The sequence below is a fragment of the Pseudomonas sp. B26(2017) genome (genome assembly GCF_002113045.1).
In the GTDB taxonomy this organism is placed as follows: domain Bacteria; phylum Pseudomonadota; class Gammaproteobacteria; order Pseudomonadales; family Pseudomonadaceae; genus Aquipseudomonas.
This window is the reverse complement of sequence record NZ_NEJJ01000008.1, coordinates 113,293-131,352: the sequence shown is the minus strand read 5'-3', so window position 1 is coordinate 131,352 and position 18,060 is coordinate 113,293. Positions and strand designations below refer to the sequence as shown.

Annotated in this window: 20 protein-coding genes and 1 pseudogene; 10 read left to right on the top strand and 11 right to left on the bottom strand. The window is 60.4% G+C overall.

Annotation, left to right across the window (positions count from 1 at the left end; translation table 11 throughout):
* Positions 1 to 99: 99 nt before the first annotated feature.
* Both CAF79_RS13875 and CAF79_RS13870 read left to right on the top strand, forming a co-directional pair.
* The gene (locus tag CAF79_RS13875) at positions 100 to 480 is read left to right on the top strand and encodes a DUF6632 domain-containing protein (RefSeq protein ID WP_085698230.1); all 381 of its coding nucleotides are present in this window, start codon (positions 100 to 102) and stop codon (positions 478 to 480) included.
* A gap of 167 nt (positions 481 to 647) precedes the next feature.
* A complete protein-coding gene (locus CAF79_RS13870) occupies positions 648 to 1,004 on the top strand; it encodes a hypothetical protein (protein ID WP_085698229.1) in 357 nt (118 codons plus the stop codon).
* A gap of 51 nt (positions 1,005 to 1,055) precedes the next feature.
* Here the strand turns inward: CAF79_RS13870 and CAF79_RS13865 are convergent, their stop codons facing one another.
* The 4 genes and pseudogenes from CAF79_RS13865 to CAF79_RS13850 form a co-directional block, all read right to left on the bottom strand.
* Positions 1,056 to 1,403, bottom strand: a complete 348-nt coding sequence (locus tag CAF79_RS13865) for an antibiotic biosynthesis monooxygenase (RefSeq protein ID WP_085698228.1) — start codon at positions 1,401 to 1,403, stop codon at positions 1,056 to 1,058.
* A pseudogene (locus tag CAF79_RS13860) lies at positions 1,400 to 1,939 on the bottom strand (zinc-binding dehydrogenase); the annotation flags it as partial. The pseudogene CAF79_RS13860 and the gene CAF79_RS13865, both read right to left, overlap by 4 nt.
* A 24-nt stretch (positions 1,940 to 1,963) precedes the next feature.
* The gene (locus CAF79_RS13855) at positions 1,964 to 2,848 is read right to left on the bottom strand and encodes a universal stress protein (protein ID WP_085698227.1); all 885 of its coding nucleotides are present in this window, start codon (positions 2,846 to 2,848) and stop codon (positions 1,964 to 1,966) included.
* Positions 2,845 to 3,792, bottom strand: a complete 948-nt coding sequence (locus tag CAF79_RS13850) for a universal stress protein (RefSeq protein WP_085698226.1) — start codon at positions 3,790 to 3,792, stop codon at positions 2,845 to 2,847. Before CAF79_RS13850 ends, CAF79_RS13855 begins: the two co-directional genes overlap by 4 nt.
* Positions 3,793 to 3,995: 203 nt before the next feature.
* Between CAF79_RS13850 and CAF79_RS13845 the strand changes: the two genes are divergently transcribed.
* The gene (locus CAF79_RS13845; RefSeq protein WP_085698225.1) at positions 3,996 to 4,559 is read left to right on the top strand and encodes a GNAT family N-acetyltransferase; all 564 of its coding nucleotides are present in this window, start codon (positions 3,996 to 3,998) and stop codon (positions 4,557 to 4,559) included.
* 49 nt (positions 4,560 to 4,608) lie between these two features.
* Here CAF79_RS13845 and CAF79_RS13840 read toward each other — a convergent pair whose 3' ends face one another.
* From CAF79_RS13840 to CAF79_RS13820, 5 genes are all read right to left on the bottom strand, one after another.
* Positions 4,609 to 5,526 (bottom strand): universal stress protein, encoded by a 918-nt coding sequence (locus tag CAF79_RS13840; protein WP_085698224.1) that lies wholly within the window; start codon positions 5,524 to 5,526, stop codon positions 4,609 to 4,611.
* 88 nt (positions 5,527 to 5,614) lie between these two features.
* Positions 5,615 to 6,865, bottom strand: coding sequence for a DUF4010 domain-containing protein (locus tag CAF79_RS13835; RefSeq protein WP_085687698.1), 1,251 nt, complete (start codon positions 6,863 to 6,865; stop codon positions 5,615 to 5,617).
* On the bottom strand, positions 6,862 to 7,074 hold the full coding sequence (locus CAF79_RS13830) for a hypothetical protein (RefSeq protein WP_085698223.1): 213 nt from the start codon (positions 7,072 to 7,074) through the stop codon (positions 6,862 to 6,864). Before CAF79_RS13830 ends, CAF79_RS13835 begins: the two co-directional genes overlap by 4 nt.
* 237 nt (positions 7,075 to 7,311) lie before the next feature.
* Positions 7,312 to 8,700 (bottom strand): MBL fold metallo-hydrolase RNA specificity domain-containing protein, encoded by a 1,389-nt coding sequence (locus CAF79_RS13825; protein ID WP_085698349.1) that lies wholly within the window; start codon positions 8,698 to 8,700, stop codon positions 7,312 to 7,314.
* Between the two features lie 98 nt (positions 8,701 to 8,798).
* Positions 8,799 to 9,719, bottom strand: coding sequence for a universal stress protein (locus tag CAF79_RS13820; RefSeq protein WP_085698348.1), 921 nt, complete (start codon positions 9,717 to 9,719; stop codon positions 8,799 to 8,801).
* Between the two features lie 309 nt (positions 9,720 to 10,028).
* On the opposite strand from CAF79_RS13820, the gene fnr reads away from it, so the two are divergent.
* Positions 10,029 to 10,772: a fumarate/nitrate reduction transcriptional regulator Fnr gene (gene fnr, locus CAF79_RS13815; RefSeq protein WP_085698222.1), complete on the top strand. Its 744-nt coding sequence runs from the start codon at positions 10,029 to 10,031 to the stop codon at positions 10,770 to 10,772.
* Between the two features lie 31 nt (positions 10,773 to 10,803).
* Here the strand turns inward: fnr and CAF79_RS13810 are convergent, their stop codons facing one another.
* A complete protein-coding gene (locus CAF79_RS13810; RefSeq protein ID WP_085698221.1) occupies positions 10,804 to 11,877 on the bottom strand; it encodes an NAD(P)-dependent alcohol dehydrogenase in 1,074 nt (357 codons plus the stop codon).
* A 219-nt stretch (positions 11,878 to 12,096) separates the two neighbouring features.
* On the opposite strand from CAF79_RS13810, the gene CAF79_RS13805 reads away from it, so the two are divergent.
* On the top strand, positions 12,097 to 13,023 hold the full coding sequence (locus CAF79_RS13805) for a universal stress protein (RefSeq protein WP_085687688.1): 927 nt from the start codon (positions 12,097 to 12,099) through the stop codon (positions 13,021 to 13,023).
* A 13-nt stretch (positions 13,024 to 13,036) separates the two neighbouring features.
* Here CAF79_RS13805 and CAF79_RS13800 read toward each other — a convergent pair whose 3' ends face one another.
* Positions 13,037 to 13,588: a cytochrome b gene (locus CAF79_RS13800; RefSeq protein ID WP_085698220.1), complete on the bottom strand. Its 552-nt coding sequence runs from the start codon at positions 13,586 to 13,588 to the stop codon at positions 13,037 to 13,039.
* A 208-nt stretch (positions 13,589 to 13,796) separates the two neighbouring features.
* On the opposite strand from CAF79_RS13800, the gene CAF79_RS13795 reads away from it, so the two are divergent.
* From CAF79_RS13795 to CAF79_RS13775, 5 genes are read left to right on the top strand one after another with little or no spacing between them, the layout of a single operon-like run.
* Positions 13,797 to 14,474, top strand: coding sequence for a thermostable hemolysin (locus CAF79_RS13795; RefSeq protein ID WP_085698219.1), 678 nt, complete (start codon positions 13,797 to 13,799; stop codon positions 14,472 to 14,474).
* Positions 14,464 to 15,945 (top strand): AMP-binding protein, encoded by a 1,482-nt coding sequence (locus CAF79_RS13790; RefSeq protein WP_085698218.1) that lies wholly within the window; start codon positions 14,464 to 14,466, stop codon positions 15,943 to 15,945. The genes CAF79_RS13795 and CAF79_RS13790 overlap by 11 nt, the downstream gene beginning before the upstream one ends.
* The gene (locus CAF79_RS13785; RefSeq protein WP_085698217.1) at positions 15,942 to 16,616 is read left to right on the top strand and encodes a TenA family transcriptional regulator; all 675 of its coding nucleotides are present in this window, start codon (positions 15,942 to 15,944) and stop codon (positions 16,614 to 16,616) included. Before CAF79_RS13790 ends, CAF79_RS13785 begins: the two co-directional genes overlap by 4 nt.
* Entirely contained in the window at positions 16,603 to 17,412 is an 810-nt protein-coding gene (locus tag CAF79_RS13780; protein ID WP_085698216.1) for an SDR family oxidoreductase, read from the top strand. Before CAF79_RS13785 ends, CAF79_RS13780 begins: the two co-directional genes overlap by 14 nt.
* Positions 17,409 to 18,053, top strand: a complete 645-nt coding sequence (locus CAF79_RS13775) for a tetratricopeptide repeat protein (RefSeq protein WP_085698215.1) — start codon at positions 17,409 to 17,411, stop codon at positions 18,051 to 18,053. The genes CAF79_RS13780 and CAF79_RS13775 overlap by 4 nt, the downstream gene beginning before the upstream one ends.
* Positions 18,054 to 18,060 lie beyond the last annotated feature (7 nt).

The following is an 18,060-nucleotide window of genomic DNA, read 5'->3' as shown; positions in this document are numbered from 1 at the left end:
GGTAGACGACAGAAAAGGAAAACCTTATCCACCAGGCTCGTGAAGGCGTCATCACGCCACACGTGGTTGATTTAGAGCGGGCCCAAAGAGAATTTCTCCATGACCGTAATTGATCGCCTCAGGTTTTTGCGCGTTGTTCTGGTTCTGGCTGGCTTCGCGTGCCTTGCCCTCTATCCACTCATGGTGTTCTGGCCGTCTGGTTGGGCCTGGCACATCGGCCACTCAGACTACCCGCTGATGATCGTTGGCATCTACGCCACACTGGGCGTGTTCTTGATCCTGGCCGCACGTGATCCGTTAGCCAATCTGAGCCTGATCTGGTTCACCGTGTGGTCCAGCGTCGTGCACGGAGCAATCATGGCCGTCCAGGCGGCCACCCAGCCGGGGCAAATGGGACACTTGGCAGGTGATGTGCCGGCGCTCTTCATCGTGGCAATTGCCTTGGCAATCTTGACGCCCCGCTCGCAACCTGTCTCTTAGTTCGAGATAGGTCATGGAGCCTGGAGCCGGTCTGGAGATGCTTCGAAACAACAGACACCATTAAGAAACAACAGGAGACCTTTCCATTTCCGCTCTACTCTCACCGGCCTTGGTGCCACTGAGTGCCGAATGATAATGTTCAGCCTCAAAACCAGGGACGACACTTCGTGCACAAACAATGCCTTGCAGCAGCAATAACCTTCGCCATCAGTTTTTCCGCTCTTGCCTCCCCTGTGCCGCAGGAAGAGCTCGAAGAGTGCCAACGGATAGAAAATTCAGCCAAACAGGTCATGAAGAGCAGGCAGCAAGGCGTGCCCATGGCTTCGCTGTCGGAACTGGCCGAAGCGGCAGGCAAGCAAAGCGAGTATGTGGGTGAGCTGTTCAGGACGTTGATCCGCGAGGCGTACGCGATTCCTCAGTACTCAACCGAGAGCCAGCAGCAGAAATCGATCAGCGATTTCCAGAACAATTTCTACAAGGCTTGCATCGTGACGGCGGAAAAGAGAGCAGAGGCCAACGGCTGAATTCATCGAACAAAAAAAGGGAGCAGATTCAGGTAATGAATCTGCTCCCTTTTACTGAAGGACTCGTGATTCAGTTTCCGGGCCAAAGATCCCCATCACCTTCACGGGCATTAAAAGCCGCCCCTCAATGTGATAAACCTGTGGCTCCTCCGAAAAATACCCCTCCAGCCCCAGCATAAAAATCCTGTGATCCTCCCCTGCCTCAAACTCTGTATGAGCCTCAAGCGATTCCCACCGCACAATCAAATTGAACCGTTCCGGCGTTTCAATCCCCTGCGCCAACATGTGCCCGCCGTACCCGTTCGCGCGGCGGAGTAAAGGTGCAATCTCGGTAAATGCACGTCTGAACGCTTCACGACGTTCTGCATGAACAGGCAGCAAGGCAATCTCATAAATCATGACGCATTCCCCACAGAACTCGACCGAAGCGCCGGCTCGACCGCAATCGCAATCTTCCCTTGAAGACCGTTATTGGGACTTTCCAACCGTGCATGGGCCAGCGCAATCTCCGCAAGCGAATACACCGCGCCAACATGGGGCCGAAGTTGACCGCGCTCCACCAGGGCACTCAATTCATCGAGCTTGCCGCGGTTCTGGCGGGTGAAAACGAAGTGATAACTCGCGTTCTTGCCCCAGGCCTGGACCAGGCTTTGTGGTTTGGCAATGTCGACGATCGAGACCACGCGGCCTAGTTGTGCGAGGGCGTCAGGACTGCGCGACAGGGAGTCGCCGCCGATGGTGTCGAACACCACGTCCACTCCGAGACCATCGGTTTCTCGCAGGACGGCGTCGACGTAGTCTTCCTTTTCGTAGTCGATGATCACATCGGCGCCCATGCGGCGGACGAACTCGGCGTTTGCTTCGCGCGCGGTGGTGAACACTTTGGCGCCCATCGCTTTGGCGAGCTGGATGGCGACGTGTCCGACGCCTCCCGCCTGCCGACAGCTTGGCAAACCTCGTCAAACCACCAGAACGCAGCAAGGCACCTGATAAAGAATGTGCTCGGTGGTACTGCCCAACCACTTGCTCAGACCCCGCTTGCGAACCCTGCCCATCACGATGACATCGACATGCTGCTCGTCGGCGAACTCGCTCAGCACGGTGACTGGCCGGCCTTCAATGAAGTGGCGCTGACTGGAGGCCACACCGAAATGCCCGGCCAGTCGAAGAAACGATTTTTGCAGGTCTTCGCGCAGTGACCGGGTCAGCTCGGCCAGCGGCAATCCGCCCATGTCCGCCAGGTACCCGGCGGAAATATCGCAGGCATAGAGCAAGTGCAACTCGGCGTCGCACTGAATGGCCAGGGCATTGGCCTGCCGGATGATCTGCTCGTTCAACGAGTTGTCGGCGGATTCGATATCCGACACCTCGACCGCCGCCAGCACTTTGCGAGGCAATACATAGCCGCTTCCGCCCACCAGATAGACAGGTACCGGACAATCGCGCAGTAATTGCCAGTCCAGCGGCGTGTAAAACGCGCGTCTGAGGGCCGACACCTGTTCGATTTCCTTGATCAGCAGATCGGGCTCATACGCTTTGACGTGATCAAGGATGCGCTGCTCCACATCAGCGGCCCATTCCACTTCGATGGTCACCTCGATCCGCCTGCCGCGCAGATTGACCGCCCGGGCCTCCAGCGTTTGCCGATGATCCTGAAGAAATGCCTCGCGCGCCTGTTGCCGGTTGCCTGTTTCCAGCAGCGACAAACCGTCGGGCGAAGGAATCAGCGCCAATATGTGCAAACGCGCGCCGCTGGCCCTGGCCAGCGCTGCTGCATGATTGATCGCGCCGGACTCGCGCAGGAGCGGATTGATGATCAGCAGCAATCGCTGATACTGGCTCATGGCAACCTCGCGTCAGCTGAGTGACTGTCTACGCCGGCTCTGACGCCCGGCCCCACTGCCAGAATGCTACCGGGTACCGAATACAATGCCCGTTCGGTAGTGCTGCCGATCAATCGATCGATACCGGTCCGGTGTACGGTGCCCATCACGACCACATCCGCCACGTATTGCTCGACAAACTCGCTGATGACCGGCACCGGCAGCCCCATCACAAAATGGCGTCGCTCGGGTGGAATCTCGTAGCGTTCGGCCAGATTGATGAACGCCTGATGCAGGGACTGCCGCAGCTCCTCGACAAAATCCATTCCCCAGCCGGCACCGACCAACGGCGCATCGCCATTGAATGCCGGTGACAGGTCATAAGCGTAGAGCAGGTGCATGGGCGCGTCACATTGCGCGGCCAGCGCGTTGGCAGTCTGAATGATGGTGTCATTCAGACCGCTGATCTGGGTCTCTGGATCGAACGGATCCACGGCCGCGACGATGCGATGCGGCAGGCTGTAACGGACCTCGTTGACCAGATGCACGGGCACGGGGCACTCGCGCAGCAAATGGCAATCCAGCGGCGTGATGAAAACCCGTTTAAGCAGGGGTTCCATCGCCACGTCCTTGATCAACACATCAGGATTGAGGTCTGCGACAGCCCGCAAAATGTCCAGTTGCGGGTGCGTGGTGAACACCACCTCCACTGTCACCTTCAATCCCTGTCCTGAAAGTTGCTCAAGCTGATCGGCAACCCAGCGACGATGGTGACGCAGGTATCGCTGATAGCCGGCCTCGTCGATTTTGTCCTCCCACAGCCGGACAACCGGGGCCGGCTCAGTGAATACCCGAACATCCAGCGCCGCCCCGCTCGCCTTGGCCAGCGCCACTGCGCGCAGCATGGCGGGCGTCTGATGCAGGGTCCGGTCGGCGACCAGCAGCAAACGTTGATATTGCCCCATCACACACCTCCGCAAGACAACCACAGGCTTTGAGACTGAGCCTGACTGCCGGCGCGCAGTTGATTTACATCAACTCCGGACGATTCAACATCGCCGGTCTCTGACCCAGATCAGATTCCTGCCCTTCGAGCGGCGTAGAAAGAAAGCGACTGCGGGGCGCTGTGTCCCGTGCCCGTCTCCAAAACCGCAGGGAGGTTCTCCTCATGCTCACCGTCAAAGACCACAACGAACGAGCCGCCGTTGCCTATGCCTCGATCGCCGGCCAACACTGGATCGAAGCACTCAAGGACGGTCGTCATGTACTGATCCGGCCTCTTTCGGAAAAGGATCGGGAACGCGAATATGCGTTCATCAAACGCTTGTCTCCCGAGTCGCGACATATGCGCTTTCTGGCGCAGATCAACGAACCGTCGGGCACGATGCTGGACCAATTGATGGACACCGATAATCGCCTGCGCCTGGCTTATGTAGCGCTGGTGCACGACAACGGTCAATTGATCGAAATCGGCGTAAGCCGCTATGCCGCCACGGGTGAACACGAGTGCGAATGCGCCGTTACCGTTGCCGATGAATGGACGCATCTGGGGTTGGGGACATTATTGATGGAGCACTTGATCACGGCGGCGCGCAAGAATGGAATGCACCGAATGTACTCGGTCGATGCCGCCAGCAACGCCCAAATGCGGGACCTGGCCCGGACGTTGGGGTTTGAACGGAACAGCGATCCTGAAGATCCTCGCCAGGTCATTCACAGCCTGAATTTGTAGCCTCTGCGGCCGGCGATCGTCCAAACGGGCGATCGCCGGCGCTTCGGCGCTAAAGCCCCCTGCCCGGCTTGATCGCCAACACACTGCACGGTGCCCGGTGCAGGAGCTGTTCGGCGGTGGTGCCCAGCCGTTTGCTCATGCCTTTGTGCTGCACCGTACCCGCGACGATGACATCGACATTCTGCTCTTCGACGAATCGGCAAATGGCCGGCACCGGCACACCTTCGATGAAATGGCGACAGTCCGTCGACACGCCGTGACGCTCGGCCATCGCGGCAAACGCCTCATGCTGTGCCGTCCCCAATGCCTCGTAGATGCCGGTGGCCAGCGGTAACGCGCCGAAACCGTAGTCTTGCGCATACGCAGCGGTCCAATCGTAAACGTGCAATAACTGCAGCCGGGCATTGCACACCTCGGCCAGCTTCGATGCCGCGTCGATGATCTGGTCGTTGAACAGCAGATCCTGATCTTCGCTGCGCAGCACGTCGATGATCGCCAGAACATGACGGGGGCGTGGGTTCAAGGCATTGGTCACCAAGTGTGCCGGAATCGGGCAGTCGCGCAGCAGTTGCCAGTCCAGCGGGGTGAAGAACACCCGTTTCAGGGCCGACTCTTCATGGGCATCCTTGATGATCATCACCAGCGGCATTTCATTGATGAATTGCACAATCTCCGCGTACGGGTCCTGAACCCACACCACTTCGCTCGTGACGACGATCCCGTGTCCACGCATCCGGGTCGCCTGTTCTTCGAGCCAATGGCGATGCTTCTCCAGGTAGGCGTCACGGACCACTGCGACCTGGTCGGGGGCAAACAGTCCGGCCACGGCCAGCGCCTGTAAATAATCGAACGCCACGATATGCAGCGGTCTTTGCAGCGCCTGGGCCAATGCCAAGGCACGATCGAATGCCGGAGTGTGGTCCATGGCGGATGGAGCGATCAGCAGCAGGCGGGGTTCCTGTGACATGGTGCACCTCGACATTGAGCGATGGCAGGGAATTAAACTCACGCTGGCCCTTTTACCGACAACCACTTTGATTTTTGTCAGTGTCCGGTCAAATCGTCGCTTGATTCACCAGCAGACCGGCCCACATGGCAGCGGTCAGCAGAATCTGGCCGGGTATGACATACGCGGCAAAACGTCGTCCGCCACTGATCCAGGCCACCAGGCATTTGCTCAATGCGTTGCTGCTGACCGCCAGCAGCACGGGTGGCGCAATGGCGCTGTAAGCCAACAGACCGCCCTTGGCGAGGGTGGCAATCGAAGCCGTGGAAGAATGCGCATCGGCGAATCCGCTGAGTACGGCGGTCAGCATCACGCCCGCCTCGCCAAAGTAGTCGAGCATCAACGAAGACAAGAACGTCACCCCGGCCATGGTCAACGTGACCGCCAGCGCGAGTTTGAGATTGAACGCCCCGCCGACCTTGATCGGCTGGTTCGCTGCGACCGCAGGTTTGGGGAACAGCAAACACATACTGAACAGCAGCGTAACGATGATTCCGGCCAGCAACGGTCCCCACAGGTGCGGCAACAGCGCGGTGTCGACCGCGCCGAGGATCAGCGCGACCTGCGCCGCCGTGGCCAGGTTCGACAGCAGGGCAGCCGAACTCAATACCTTCAGGTGCTCCGGGTCTTTGCGAGCGATGTGCCCCATCGCCGCGATCGTCATGGTGCTGGAGGCGAAACCGGAGGCGATGGCGCTGACCGCATAGCCGTAGCGAACCCCCAACGTGCGCACGGCGATATGCCCGATGGCGCCGACGGCCATCAGCAACACGGTCAATGTGCAAAGGGTGCGCAGGTTTAGCGCCGAGTAGGGGCCGATGAACCGGTCAGGCGTCAGCGGCAACACCACCAGCGCTGCGATCAGCAGCACCAGCCCGTCGCGCATCTCCGCTTCGCTCAACTGGCTGCGGGCGAAATGATGGAGTTTCTGCCGGTAAGCCAACAGCCCCGCCATGACCACGCCAACGGCGATTGCCAATTCCGGCGCTGTACCACACAGCGCGCCCAGTACCAGCACCGTAAGCAAGGCCACTTCGCTGGTTACCCCTGGATCACTGCTCAGGCTGCGCCAATAAGCCACGCTGATCAGCACCGCCAGACAGCCGCCCACAATGCCCACCAGCAGCGCGCCGCCCACTTGCATCGCGACGTAACCCAGCAACGCCGTGATCGCAAATGTGCGCAAGCCGGCGCAGGCACGGCTGTCGCCGCGCCCTTTGTGCCGCTCGCGCTCCAGACCGACCAGCATGCCGATCCCCAGCGCCGCGGCGGCTCCGGCCAGACCCAGTGCGTTGGTCATAGCGCGACGGGATCACGGGCGCGCGCGACCTCTGGTCGTGCAACCGGCGCTGTATCGACAATTGTTGGCCACACATGAGGCGCATCGATCCTTGCCTTGAGCTGATCGACAAAAGATTGCGCAGCGACCTTGCTGTCAAACCTGACCACGAACGCATCCATTCGCACGATCCATTGGTCGCCGCTTGGTCCACTGATTTCAATGTTCATCGATCACCTCCAATCGCCGAAGACAATCCGACATGCAGTCACCGTTACATCCCTCGAAGCAGTGTCGTGAGCTCGCCATGAGTGGCCGTCGCCGATGACCTTGAGCGCCTCGGCATCAGGCCAGCATCGCGGTCATCTGCCGGGGGTGGGCGCTGAACCAGACTGCGCCGGGCTACGCGACCGACCCTTGATAATGATCAACAATCCACGCCGCAAACGGTTGGGGGAATCCCTGCGTCAGCGCTGCCGATCCATATCGAAGTCAATTCGAGCCAGATCCACGCTGTCGCGATACTCCGGCACCGACACCGGCCATCCCAGTTCCAGGCTGATGCGGCGGCGCAGCGTGTCGGAAGCGTTTGGTTCACCGTGCACCACGAAGGTGTGCTTCGGCGGCCGCTTGAATCCACGCAACCACTGCATGATTTCATCGGCGTCGGCATGCGCCGACAGGGTTTGCATGGGCACCACCTCGGCGTTGATGGGTACGTCCCTGCCATGGATGCGTACGCTGGGAGCGCCCGCGACAATCTGCGCCCCACGGGTGCCACCGGCCTGAAAGCCCGGCATCAACAATGTGTTGAGCGCGTTGGGAGCCAGCGCCTTGAGATGATGGACAACCCGCCCTCCCGTCGCCATGCCGCTGGCAGCAATGATCACCGCCGGCGTGCGCATTTGATCAAGCTCTCTGGAGTCCTGGACCGTCTGGACAAACTGCGCGACATGGCACATCCCGTCGCAGTCCTGCGCAGACAATTTGTGCTCGCTGCGAAATCGCTGATACAGGCCCGTGACGTCCGTGGCCATGGGGCTGTTCAGGTAGACAGGAAGATCCGGAATCGCTTTTGTGCGTTTCAATTGATACAGGTGATACATCAGCAATTGGGCACGTCCGACTGCGAACGATGGCACCAGCGTGATGCCTCGGCGCAACGCAGTACGGTTAATGACCTCGGCCAACTGTTGATGGGGTGATTCGGCTGGATGCTTTCGGTCGCCGTACGTTGACTCCACCAGCAGAAAGTCTGCTTGCTCGACCGTTTCCGGGGCGAACATCAAAGGGTCATCCGGTCGCCCAAGATCCCCTGAAAACACCAGGGATTGTCCTTCGGCAACTACCGTGACCGTCGCTGCGCCCAGAATATGCCCGGCGCAGCGCAGTTCGATGGTCATGCCGGGGACAATTTGAAGCTTGTGGTGCAACTCCACCGGCCGCAACAGTTTCAACGCTCGTGCTGCGTCTTGTTCGGTGTAAAGCGGCAGCGCCGGATTGTGCTTGGAGAAACCATGCCGATTGGCGAACTCAGCCTCCTCTTCCTGCAATCGACCGCTGTCCAGCAGCAGGATTTTTACCAGTTCACAGGTCGCTGGCGTGGCGTAGACCGGGCCGCGATAACCATTGCGTACCAATACCGGCAGATAGCCGCTGTGATCGAGATGGGCATGGGTCAGCACAATCGCGTCAAGACCGCCGGGAGGGAGCGGGAACGGGTCGCGGTTGTGCAGTCGCAGTTGCTTGTAGCCCTGGAACAGGCCGCAATCGACCAGCACATGTTGCTCATAATGTTCGAGCAAATACTTGCTGCCCGTCACCGTGCCGGCAGCACCCAGAAATGTGATTCGCATGGCCGTTTCCTTGAACGCTCGGAGGAGCACCATTGAGCGCTCCTTTTGGCTCGGGAGCCGTTGATTTTTATCAACTGCTGACCTGACAACGCTCACTTTCAATCGGAGGGCTGCGGCGACTTGACGATCATCAGACTGCAGGCAGCCTGGTTCAACAGGCTCTCGACGGTACTGCCGATGAGCCGGTGTTTGCCGTCGGGATAGAGCATCCCCAGAACCACCATGTCAAAAGCATGCTGCCGGGCAAACAGCCCGATGACCTTTCGCGGGATGCCGGTCAGCGAGTGTCTGCATGAACTCGGGATGCCATAGCGTTCGGCGAGTGCTTCGAAAGCTTCTTGCTGGGCGTCCTCGATTGCGTCTTTCAGACTGTCGTCCAGGCTGCCTGTCGGCACACTTGCGGTTCCCTCATCCATGACCGCCCAGCAACCGACATTGAGCAGGTGCAGCGCCGCGCCGCAATCGGCCGCCAGCCTGCAAGCAAGGTCAAGTATCCGGTCGTTCAACCCCCGCGTCAGTGCTTCAAGATGCGACAGATCGACCGCCGCAAGGATCTTCATTGGCCTGGCATGCCCGGCGCGAGTCACCAGGTGCAGATGTGCCGGACATTCGCGCAGCAAGCGCCAGTCCAGCGAGCGATGGAAAGCACGGTCGAGAGCCGGGACGCAATGGGTATCCTTGACGACCAGGTCCGGATGGAAGTCCTTCACGTACTCAAGCACGTGCGCCAGGCACGATCTGGCCCAGACCACTTCAGTGGTCACGTTCAGGCCGATGCATCGTTTGAAGCGGGCCTGCTGCTCCAGCCAGTGCCGATGCACTTGCAGATACCCTTCCCGCGCCCGGGCCATTGCCTCGGGCGCAAACAGTCCGGCCGCTGCCAGCACCGGGACATAATCGAACGCGACGATGTGCAACAGCGCTCCGCCTGCACAAGCCAGCGCACAGGCGCGCTCAAACGCCGGGGTCAGGGTCATTTCACCAGGGGCTATCAATAGAATGCGTTTGAGTTTGAGCACCACGTGCCTCTCCCTGAAACGTTTACCTTGAAGATTGCAAACCTGATTTCCTAAAGAGCGACAGGGGCGTGAGTTTCTCTGCGTGTGACCACAATCAGGAAACGCTGCCGTTCAAGTATCTGGCGGCACACGTCTGAATCACTGATTTTTATCAACTGAATGAGAGACGTCGCCACACTGATTCATGGCTGGTTTCTGATGCACGTGAATGTCTGACAGCCCGGATCCATTCGTCGTTTGACGACGTTTTTTCCGTGCCAATGGCGACCCGAGAACTATGCTGAACAGGCTGAAAGTGAGGGCTTTTCGGTGGCAGAAACTCGCTCTTGTCGCAATCAACAACTCAAAACGGCGTGCTCCAGTTGCAGCGTGCTGGAGTTGTGTCTGCCGCTCGGTTTGAGCGGTGGGGAAATCGAGCGCCTGGACACGCTGATCACCCAGCGACTGAAGGTCAAGAAAGGCGCTGCGCTCTACCGTGCCGGTGATCCTTTACGCTCGCTCTATGCCGTGCGGCTGGGGTCGTTCAAGACCAGCGTGCTGTCGATCGACGGTCGCGAGCAAGTCACCGGATTCCAGATTGCCGGTGAAATGCTCGGTCTGGACGCCATCAGTTCGGATCTGCACACCTGCGATGCGGTCGCGCTGGAAGACAGCGAAGTCTGCCCCATCCATTTCGGTCATCTGGAAAAACTGAGCCGGGAGCTGCCGTCACTGCAGCACAACCTGAACAAAATCCTCAGCCGGGAAATCGTTCGCGATCACGACATGCTGATGATGCTGGGCAACATGAATTCGGATGAACGCCTCGCGGCGTTCCTGTTGAACCTGTCGCAACGCTTGAACTCCCGGGGTTATTCGTCCCGCTGCTTTGTGTTGAAGATGCGTCGGGAGGAGATCGGCTCCTACCTGGGCCTGTGCCTGGAAACCGTCTGTCGCGGCATCGCCCACCTGCGCGACCTGGAGCTGGTGGAAATCACCGGCCGCGACGTCACCATTCAGAACATGGACGGGCTCAAGCAGTTGGTCGCCGGCTGCCATCGTCACCTGCCGTGAGTTGGCCGACGGGCTGGCCGCACCGTCACCTTCACGGTGTAATCGCCACTTTCATCACCCCGTCACGCTGGTGCGCAAACAAGTCATAGGCCGCTTCGATGTCATCCAGTTTGAATCGGTGAGTCACCAGCGGTGACAGGTCAACCCTGCCGCTCTGCACAACTGCCATTAAACGCCGCATACGTTCTTTTCCGCCGGGGCACAGGGTGGTAACGATGCTGTAATCGCCCAACCCTGCGGCAAAGGCGTCGAGCGGTATGTGCAGATTGCTCGAGTAAACGCCCAGGCTCGACAATCGACCGCCCGGACGCAGCACGCGCAACGCCGATTCAAAGGTGCCTTGCGTGCCCAGTGCCTCGATCGCGACATCGACGCCGCGCCCGTCGGTCAGGGCCATGATCTGCTCGACCACATCGCCCTCCCGGAAATTGACGACATGGGTTGCTCCCAGACGATGCGCCACCGTCATGCGCTCGGCCACTGCATCGACACCGATGATCGTGCTGGCGCCCTTGAGCCGGGCACCGGCCACCGCACACAGGCCGATGGGCCCCAGGGCAAACACCGCGACGGTGTCGCCGATGCTCACCTCACCCCGTTCGGCACCTGAGAAACCGGTGGACATGATGTCCGGACACATGAGTACCTGCTCATCACTGAGGCCATCGGGAATCGGGCAAAGATTGGCCAAGGCATCGGGCACCAGTACATACTCGGCCTGGCAGCCATCGATGGTATTGCCGAATTTCCACCCGCCGATGGCCCGGAAACCATGGCGAGTGTCCGGCCCGTCCTGAGAACCACAACCACACAGGCACGCATAACTTTGACCGCTGGGGGTGATGGCGCCGGCAATCACGCGCTGCCCTTCTGCGAATCCGCGCACCTGCGAACCCAGACGCTCAATGATGCCCACTGGCTCGTGACCGACCGTCAGCCCTTTCGCCACCGGGTACTCGCCCCGCAGGATATGTACATCCGTACCGCAAATGGTCGTGGTGGTTATTCGGACCAGAGCGTCCAGCGGGCCGACCTCGGGGATCGGTTTTTCATCCAGCACGATGCGATTGTTTTCGACAAAAATGGCGGCTTTCATGGTGGCCATGAGCATTCTCCTGAGCGATCCGACTCTTGGCCCAGCCTGCGCCGCTCTCCCTGAGCGGCACTTGATAATGATCAACAATCGACGACATCCACGACGATTGACCATCCGTCTGTCGTGTTCTGCCGGCCACCCATTGTTTGACAAAGATCAAACGCCCAACTCAGGCACGGCGCAGCCTGTGAGCATCGGTTCAAAGCGTCCTGCCAAAGGAGAGTCGTCATGTCAGAGCAATCGCGTTACATGCTGGTCGCCCCACCCCTGATGGAAAACAACCCGGCTTTCGAGCGTGCGGCGGCACTGGCCAAAGCGGCGGGCGCGGCCCTGCACATCGTGGCTTTCGATTACCTCGAAGGTCTGGCGACCGCCAGCATGGTCAACGAGCAAGCACTGGAGCAGATGCGGATCGGCTATATCGAGCGTCATCGTCAGTGGCTCGAAGAGCGGGCGCACTCGATGCGCAAGCTCGGGGTCACCGTCACCACGGAAGTGGTATGGGTGGAACGGCCGTTACAGGAAATCCTCATTCATCTCAGGGAACAGCCCATGGCGGCGCTGATCAAGGCGCTGGAGCCAGAATCGTTCCTTTCACGTTTGATGTTCACCCCGCTGGATATTCACTTGCTGCGCGAATGCCCGGTGCCGCTGCATTTCGTCAGCCATGTCGGGCATGCCCTGCCGCGCAAGATCCTGGCCGCCGTAGATCCGTTCCACCGTGACGGGCAATACGCCGGTTTCAACGACCGGATCCTGCGCGAGGCTGCCAGACTGGCCAGCCTGTGCAATGCCGAACTCGACGTGCTGTATGCCCATGATCTGTCTTCGATCAGCGCCAATGAATTCGGCTTCGACAATGCCTCGGCATTCTTCTCCTCCAGCGCCGCCAAATCGCTGTTCGATGCCCAGGCCGCTGCGTTTCGCGAACTCGCCGAGCGCAACGGCATTCCAGACGAGCGTCAGCACATGGTCATGGGTAACCCGGCCAAGGTGCTCTGCAGTTACGCAAGCGGATATGACATCGACATGATCGTCATGGGACGTGTCGGCCATCACGGCGTAGATCGGCTGGTCGGCAGTACGGTCGAACACCTGCTGTACAAGATTCCGTGCAGCGTTTGGGTCGTAGCGCCCGAACATCTGGCCGACTGAGCAGGCTTGCGCCTCAGGAGCGAGTGCGTCCTCCCAGCATGCGGTCAAGGGTGTCGTCACCCACCCAGTAGTGGTGGAACAGTCCGGCGGCCGCATGCAGACCGATCAACCAGTAACCGGCATTGCCGATCAGCTCATGCCAGTGCTTGAGTTGCTTGGCCAGGTCGGTATCCACCGCCAGCGGCGACGGCAGATGAAAGCCGAAATACGGGAAAGGTTTGTCACCGGTCGCCAGCATCAGCCAGGCCAACACCGGCGTGGCGATCATCAGCCCGTACAGGGCCAGGTGCATCAAGTGCGCGATTGCGGTCTGCCAGGCGGGAGGTTTCGGGGTGATTGGCGGACGCGGCGTCAGGCGCCCGAGCAAGCGCACCCACACCAGAACAAAGATGCTCGCGCCGAACACCCCGTGCAGGCCCATTAACAGGCCCCGCGCTTCGCTGCCTCGGGGCATGAACCCCTTGATTTCAACGCAGGCATATACGCCGACGAACAGCGCCAGCATCAGCCAGTGCAAGGTGATCGACAGTTTTCCATAACGGTTTGCGGGCATGTCGCGGGTCATAGGTGCCTCGTGATTGTTGTGAGCGACGGCCGATTCGTTCGGCCGTCTCGATCCGGTTTTTGCCGGGCGAGCCGACGGCGTCACCCTGCCCTGACAGTCTTAAGACAATCTGAAGATCGGTCGTTCGTTAACTTTTTTTCACCTTCAGACTTCGTTAAGAAATGGCCCGGATACTCCACTCAAACCTATTGAGGGAGGCGTTCAGCCCATGCCCGATTCTGACTGGAACATTCCCTTGCCCCTGCGTTTTGGCCACAGCGAAACACCGCAGATGCAACTGTCTAGCGCCCAGCCGGGCGACGCTCACCGGACGGCGTTCGAAACGTTCATTCAACAACGCTTTCGCAAGGCCCACGGCGCCGATATCCGCCATTTCATGCCTGAACTGTTTGGTGTGCACAACGACTCCGGCGACCTGTGCGCGGTGGCCGGGGTACGTCGTGCGCACCTTGAACCGTTGTTTCTTGAACGCTACCTGGACGAGCCGATCGAGCCGTTGATCAGCGCAGCCGCCGACCGTCCGGTGGAGCGCAGCGGGATTGTCGAAGTCGGCAACCTTGCCGCCAGCGACACTGGCAGCGCACGCCTGAGCATCATTGCCATCACTTACGTGCTGGCCATGGGCGGCCTGGAATGGGTGACCTTCACCGGCAATATCGGACTGGTCAACAGCTTCCATCGCCTGGGGCTGAAACCGGTGACCCTGTGCGCCGCCGACCCGGAACGCCTGGGCGATGACCGTCACCACTGGGGCAGTTACTACGAAAGCAAACCCTGGGTGCATGTCGGCAATATCCGCGCCGGCTTCATCCATCTGCGCAATATCGGCCTGTTCAGCCGGCTTGGATTGCCGACGTCTATCGAAGGAGCCTGCCATGTCGCTTGAACGGCAACGATTCCAGGAAACCCTGCGCAGCCATGCAGGGCGCAATGACAACGCTCTGGCATTGTGGGGCGACACGCTGAAAATCAGCTACACGACGCTCTACGCCGAAGTGATGTACCGCCAGCAACGCTTGCGCGATGAAAACGTGAAGGTTATTGCCTTGGCACTGGACAACGGCGTCGAAGCCATACTCTGGGATCTGGCGGCGTTGTTTGAAGGACTGGCCTGCGTGACCCTGCCGCCGTTCTTCAGTCCGGCACAACGCGCCCATTGCCTGGAACAAAGCCAGGCCGAGCGGGTGATCGCCGAACCGGAGCTGGAACCTGAATTACTCGCCGCCGGTTATGAAAAACGCGGTGAATTCTGGTGCCGCGCCTTTGAAGGGCCCGACCGCTTGCCCGCCGGCACCGCCAAACTGACGTTCACCTCCGGCACCACCGGCACACCGAAAGGCGTTTGCCTGAGCGCCGACAGTCTGCTGCGGGTCGCTCGGGAACTGGAAGAGGCAAGCAAAGCGACAGCTCCCCAACATCACGTGGCGTTGCTGCCACTGGCGATCCTGCTGGAAAACCTCGGCTGTTACGCGGCGCTGTACGCCGGTGCGGCCCTGAGCGTGCCGAGCCAGAAAACCCTGGGCATCCAGGGCGCCAGCGGCGTCGACCTGCCGCGCTTGCTTGGATGTTTGGCCAGCCGGGCACCCGAGAGCCTGATTCTGGTGCCGCAATTGCTGTTGTTGCTGGTCAGCGCCGCCGAACAGAAAGCCTTCGATCCGCAATCGCTGCGTTTTGCCGCCGTCGGTGGCGCACGGGTTTCCGAAGACCTGCTCCACCGTGCGCAACGAGTCGGCCTGCCGGTCTACGAAGGTTATGGCCTGTCCGAGTGCGCTTCGGTGGTCTGTCTCAACCGGCCCGGTGCGCGGCGTCCGGGCAGTGTCGGGCAGCCTCTGCCCCACGTCGACGTGCGCCTGGCCGAGGACGGAGAGGTGTTGATCAAAGGCTCGACCCTGCTCGGCTACCTTGGCGAACCGGCGTTCAGTGATGAGTGGTGGCCCAGCGGCGATCTGGGCGAGTTCGACCCGGAAGGTTTCCTCTACCTCAAGGGCCGCAAGAAGCATCAGTTCGTCACCAGCTTCGGACGCAACGTCAACCCGGAATGGGTCGAGTCCGAACTGACCCAGCGCCAGCACATTGCCCAGGCCTTTGTGTATGGCGAGGCCATGCCACACAACCATGCCCTGCTCTGGCCGCACCGTCCGGACTGCACCGATGCACAGTTGGCGGCTGCCGTCGCCGCTGCCAACGAGGCCTTGCCTGATTACGCCCAGGTGCATCACTGGACACGTCTGCAACAACCTTTTACCGCCGCCAACGGCCTGCTCACCGCCAACGGTCGTCCGCGCCGCGATGCCATCGTCGCGCAATACCGCACCGTGCTCACCGAATCCGTCCTTTGCGAGGAAAACGCACCATGAGTTTTTTCGACACCCTGCAAGAAGCCACACAGCAGGAACGCCACGAGCTGTTCAACCTGCCGATCATCCTTGATGCGCTGCAAGGCAAGGTCAGCCTTGAAAGCTATCGCGCGTTTCTCGCCCAGGCCTACTACCACGTTCGTCACACCGTACCGTTGATGATGGCCTGCGGCGCGCGCCTGCCGACGCATCTGGAATGGTTGCGCAAAGCCGTTTGCGAATACATCGAGGATGAATACGGCCATGAGCAATGGGTGCTCAACGACATCGAGGCCTGTGGCGGTGACCGGAACGCGGTGCGTGACGGCCAGCCGTCGCTGCCGATCGAGCTGATGGTCAGTTTTCTCTACGACCTGATCGCCCGAGGCAACCCGGTGGGTCTGTTCGGCATGGTCAATGTGCTTGAGGGCACCAGCATCGCCCTGGCCACCCATGCGGCGGGCAGCATCCGCGAGCGTCTGGCGCTGCCGGAAACAGCGTTCAGTTACCTCAGCTCCCATGGCTCGCTCGACATCGAGCACATGCAAACCTATCGGCACCTGATGAATCAGCTGCAAGACCCGGCCGACCAGGCGGCGGTGATCCATGCCTCGAAAGTCGTCTATCGGCTCTACACCGACATGTTCCGTGGCCTGCCCCGCGACGCGGAGGCTCAACATGCAGCTGCATGAAGCCCGCGTGGTGCTCACCGGTGCCAGTGGCGGCATCGGGCTGGCCATCACCCAAGCCCTGTGCAGCGCCGGGGCCAAGGTTCTGGCCGTGGCGCGTCACCAGGAATCATTGCGCCCGTTGCTCGAACGCTACCCGCAAAACCTGTGCTGGGTTGCCGCCGACCTGACGGTCCTCAGCGACCGCCGCAACGTGCTGGCCGCCGCCGAGGACATCGGCGGCATCAACCTGCTGATCAACGCGGCCGGGATCAACCACTTCGCCATGCTGGAACAGCTCGACGACAGCGACATCAACGCCATGCTGGCGGTGAACATCAGTGCGCCGATCTGCCTGACCAAACTGCTGCTGCCGCTGCTCAAACAGGCCGACAGTGCCATGGTGGTCAACGTCGGCTCGACCTACGGTTCGATCGGTTATCCGGGTTACGCCAGCTATTGCGCGTCCAAGTTTGCCTTGCGCGGATTTTCCGAAGCCTTGCGCCGGGAGTTGGCGGATACCCGGGTCGGTGTGTTGTACGTGGCGCCCCGCGCCACGCGCACCGCCATGAACAGCCCCGCCGCCCAAGCCTTGAATGACGCACTGAAATCCAGCGTCGACGACCCGCAAGCCGTCGCGAATGCCGTGATCCATGCGATCGCCGGTGATCGCCGTGACCTCTATCTGGGCTGGCCCGAGCGCTTTTTCGTACGCCTCAACAGCCTGCTGCCCAATCTGGTGGATCGCGGCTTGCGCAAGCAATTGCCGTTGATCCGTCGCCTGAGTGAAAAACCCGAGAACGAGACGCCAAAACCATGAAAAAACTTCTCGCCTGTGTGTTGTTGGGCGCCCTCAGTCAAAGTGTCTGGGCACTGGACGCCGCCGATCAGCAACGCCTCAACGGCATCCAGCAGAGCTGGGCGCACATCCAATACGAAACACCGGAAAAACAACGGGCCGCCGCGTTTGAACAATTGGCCGTCCAGGCAACGCATTTCGCCACCGAACGTCCGGCCGTCGCCGAGGCCTGGATCTGGAAAGGCATCGTCACCAGCAGTTGGGCCGGTGCCGAGGGCGGACTGGGGGCTTTGGGTAAAGCGAAGGACGCCAAGGCTGATCTGGAAAAATCCCTGACCCTCGACCCCAAAGCGCTGCAAGGTTCGGCCTACACCAGCCTCGCCGCGCTGTACGACCGGGTGCCGGGCTGGCCAATCGGCTTCGGCGACAGCGACAAGGCCGAACAGCTGCTCAAACAGGCCCTGCAACTCAACCCCGAGGGGATCGACAGTCTGTACTTCTGGGGCGATCACCTTTACCGTCAAAAACGCTACGCTGAAGCCAAGGCAGCACTGCTCAAGGCCCAGCAGGCCGCTCCGCGCCCGGGCCGGGAAAGTGCAGACGCCGGGCGCCGCAAAGAGATCGCCGCGTTGCTGGTGGACATAAACAAGAAACTCGACTGACAGGAGT